Source organism: SAR324 cluster bacterium, assembly GCA_029245725.1.
Classification (GTDB): domain Bacteria; phylum SAR324; class SAR324; order SAR324; family NAC60-12; genus JCVI-SCAAA005.
Map to the genome: position 1 here is coordinate 1 of JAQWOT010000283.1, position 3,877 is coordinate 3,877.

The 3,877-nt window shown below is 41.2% G+C and carries 4 protein-coding genes and 1 pseudogene; 4 read left to right on the forward strand and 1 reads right to left on the reverse strand.

The annotated features are described in order from the left end of the window. Window positions 1-95: 95 nt before the first annotated feature. From P8O70_15390 to P8O70_15405, 4 genes and pseudogenes are all read left to right on the forward strand, one after another. Window positions 96-539, forward strand: a pseudogene (locus P8O70_15390) (gamma-glutamylcyclotransferase). Window positions 540-674: 135 nt separating this feature from the next. Next, window positions 675-1,568 carry an ATP-binding protein gene (locus tag P8O70_15395; GenBank protein MDG2198230.1) on the forward strand — a complete coding sequence of 298 codons (894 nt, stop codon included), beginning with the start codon at window positions 675-677 and terminating at the stop codon, window positions 1,566-1,568. Further along, window positions 1,513-2,292 carry an outer membrane protein assembly factor BamD gene (bamD, locus tag P8O70_15400; GenBank protein ID MDG2198231.1) on the forward strand — a complete coding sequence of 260 codons (780 nt, stop codon included), beginning with the start codon at window positions 1,513-1,515 and terminating at the stop codon, window positions 2,290-2,292. Before P8O70_15395 ends, bamD begins: the two co-directional genes overlap by 56 nt. A gap of 4 nt (window positions 2,293-2,296) precedes the next feature. Beyond that, window positions 2,297-3,502 carry a tetratricopeptide repeat protein gene (locus P8O70_15405; GenBank protein ID MDG2198232.1) on the forward strand — a complete coding sequence of 402 codons (1,206 nt, stop codon included), beginning with the start codon at window positions 2,297-2,299 and terminating at the stop codon, window positions 3,500-3,502. Window positions 3,503-3,504: 2 nt separating this feature from the next. Here P8O70_15405 and P8O70_15410 read toward each other — a convergent pair. Continuing rightward, window positions 3,505-3,877 (reverse strand): D-alanyl-D-alanine carboxypeptidase (locus tag P8O70_15410; protein MDG2198233.1); only part of this gene is annotated, 373 nt, incomplete at its 5' end.

Consider the following 3,877-nt stretch of genomic DNA (forward strand, 5'->3'; position numbering starts at 1 on the left):
TGATGTGGCATCCAGAAATTTCATTTGATTTGTCGATTCGTGCCACAATCTATGGTTATCAGAGAAACTTTTGTTTATGAAGTACTGAGCATCGGGGTACAGATGAACTGCCAGGTTTGGTTCTTGGATTGGAGCCTGGCACATTCTGTGTTGGCAGGGTGTTCAGAATACCTTTAGTGGACCACGAACCACAATTGGCAAGGATCTGGGCCAGAGAAATGGTTACTGGTGCGTATCATCCTAAGTGGGTTCAATTGAGGACTTCATTAGGCACAATTGAAGCCATCGCATTTTTAGTCGAGTTGGAGCACCCTAAATATGTAGGCACCAGCTTGAATAGAGAATCAAAAGCAAAGAGGATCTTGGAAGCAAAGGGGAAGAGAGGTTCATGCTATGAGTATATGAAGCAAACTGTTCAATTTCTCCGTGCTGAAAAAATAGATGACAAGAATTTAGAATCACTTTATCAAGAAGTCAGAAAAATTAAGTCAGAAAAATCAGTTTCATTACAACTTGATCACACAAATTCTGTAGGATAGCCAATGTGAACTGACTTTGAAGTGAATCAAAAAATCTTGTCTTGCCTTGAAATGATGCGATAGTTTTCACAATTCATACTGACCCCGTCAGAAAATCCTCAGGTTCAAAAGTCCCCTCAGGAAATTTCCCCCAATATGCTAGTCATGATAGCCGATGCGAACCCTGAATCGCGCGTGCAGCTACGTAATTTTCTTGAAAATCAAGAGCATGAAATTCTCATCGCAGAGGATGGCGAAAAAGCTTTGGGGACCTTTCACGAACAAAAAGAGATCCAGGTAGTTTTCAGTGGTTTGATGATGCCAAAACTTGGTGGACTCGAACTTATGAAGGAATTGAAAGCTATTAATCGAAAACTACCATTTGTAGTTCTGATTCCTTTGGAATTTCCTGACATGGCGCGCCAGGCCCTTCGTCAGGGAGCTTGTGATTTCTTGATTCGTCCCTTCACCAATCGCGATCTTCATCGGACTCTGAAACGTGTCAACTCCCTAATGGCTGACTCACGCTTCAGCAACTACTGCTTGGAACACTCGATTCTTGAAAGCCGAACCATTGAGATGGAGAATGATTTCGAATATATTGGCTCCATTACCACCTTCATCACAAGAAATCTTCCCCGTTATGAGATTCTAAGACCCGAAGAACTCTTTACAATACGGATTGTACTCAAGGAAGCTTTGGAAAATGCCATTGTCCATGGGAACCTGGAAATGACGGATGTATTGCATCGGCTGGGATTTGAAGAGATGCGCGAAGCAATTGCTGAAAGACGTGAGGAAGAGCCCTATCGGAACCGCAGAATAGTTTTGAGTTACAAAATAAGTAAAAATTCTGCGAAGTACGTGATTAGAGATGAAGGCAAAGGCTTTGATCACGACTATGAGGCGGGGAATCAAGAAACTGAGGAAATTTTTCAGAATACGGGCAAGGGATTGCTCTTAATCACTAACTTCATGCATGAGGTATACTGGAATGAGCGCGGTAACGAAATCACGATGGTTCGCTATCGCAAGCGCAATAAAAGCTAGATATTCAATAATTTTATTGATTGGGCTTAGCTTTCTTTCATTTGCTTGCTCCACTGTTCAAGATACCAATATCCGCACACCGGCTCGAGAGCTATATAATCAAGCTGTCATCGCTTCCGAAGATCAGTTTTATACAGAAGCTGCAGAGCTTTTTCGAAAACTGAGCACTGAACATTCTGGCACCCAATTAGCCACACTAGCATACCTCCAACTTGGTGAACTTTTTTTCAAACGCACCAAGTGGGATGACGCAGAAGTCAATTATCGATCTTTTCTTATTAGAAATCCAAACAGCCATTTGACTCCTTATGTGATAAGCCAAATCATCAGTCTAAATTACGAAAGAAATCATTACGGCATTTTCATTCATGAAAGATCTTTTGACAGAGACATGGAGCCAAACCGTAAAATCATTCAGGAATATCAGAGATTCTATCTGCTCTATCGACAAAGTAATTACTTGGAGGATGTCACTGAATTACTTAGAAATGCCAGTAATGACTTGGCAGAGTATGAATTTGTTGTGGGAGAATATTATTTCTCACAAAAGGCTTACGACTCAGCTATCACAAGATATCTGTACCTTTTGAAAAATTTCCCGAAATTTGAGCGAAGAGATCAAATTGCTGAACGACTGATTGATGCCTATGAAAACAATCAACAGCCTGATCGAGCAAATTCCATAAGAATGATCCTTGAACTTCAATCATCTCAATCAACCTGAAATAATGATTTTTTCCCGTCTAGGTTTACTTGGTTTGACTGTTATCCTAGCTTCAAGCTGTGCGACACTTGAGAGATTGGTTCCTAATGAATCAGCTGAAGATAAGAACCAAGCGCAAGAGTTGGAACTACCCGCTTCAGTTAAACTTATCAGTGAAAATGAACTGAAAAAGCGTGAATCAAATCTTCAGGCAAAGCAGAATGCAACATCCAAAGAGCAAAATACTGAACTCAAGAAGAAAATTTTGAGCTTAGAGGCACAGCTTCTTCGTCAAGAGAAAGCCTTCGCTGAATTACAGGGTCAATGGACTACTAATTTTTCACTGATGGAAAAAGCTGTTTCGGAAACCCTTCGTGAGAATCAACAATTGATTGCTGAACTTCAGCAGAGTGTCGAAGCCATGCCCAATACTATGGTAGCTTCAGAAAAACCTCCAATCAGACAAGCTTCAACACCTTCCCAAGTCACCCCGAAGCCTATAACCCCAAAGCTTCTAACCTCACCAAATTCACAGGCTACTACAAAAACTCTGATCAATCAGCCCCCGAGCATCCCGGTAGTTGAGGAGGTTTCATTAGCATCACTCCAACAGAAACCCAAACCTCCTCCATTACCTGAGGTTAACGCATTGATTCAGAAAGAAGAAAAGGGCGATATACCGGATCAGGCTCCTCAAACAAATCTTACTTTGGAGGAATTTTCAAATGGTTCACAAACCAATGCTGCAGAAGTTGTTGATAAAAATAAATTGAATACAGCTGAAATTTTCGAGGATCTAGACTTAAACGAACCTGTACAGCCCTTGGCCCTTCAAAGGCGACCAGGTATTAAAAAATTATATAATCAGGGAATGTCTGCTTTTATTCAGGGTGACTATCCTGAGGCAGTAGATGTATTTGAAGGTTTTGTGGAGGAATTTGAAGATGATGTCGATAGTGATAATGCGTATTACTGGATCGGCTACTCCCAGTTTAAACTTGGCAAATGGGATGCTGCTGAGTCTGCATTTCGGAAGGTTTTACAAAACTATGAGCATCGTCCAACGTCTCAAGGTTTCAAGACCCCGGACGCAATTTACATGTTGGGTAAATTAGCGGAAACCCGGAAGCAACCCGAACGGGCCGCTTACTACTTCAAGAATGTCTTAGAGAATTATCCTGGTTCAGCCGCTGCTAATAATGCTCAAGAGGATTTAAGAACTCTACGATGACGCTAGTCATCCCTTTCCGACCAATTGAAGATCGATTCAGCCACTGATGCAAAAAAACTCTGAGTAGGCACCTCTTCAGCAGCAACAAGTGGGATCTGACGCATCATTTTTCCACCTATTCTCAATTCTAATGTTCCGAGCATGCTGCCTTTTTTAACGGGTGCCACAACTTTCTCAGGTAATTGATAGAACAGTCTCACTTTATCTTCTTCTCCAGGACCTAAAAGCAGTGAAGCCGACATCTGGGGTTTTATAGAAACTTTTTTATGCTGACCATCTTCTACTAAAACAGTTTGAGAAATTATTTTATCTGCCTCTACTAGCTCAGTTGTTTGATACTCATTAAATCCTTTGTCCAGCAAATGCGATGTAATT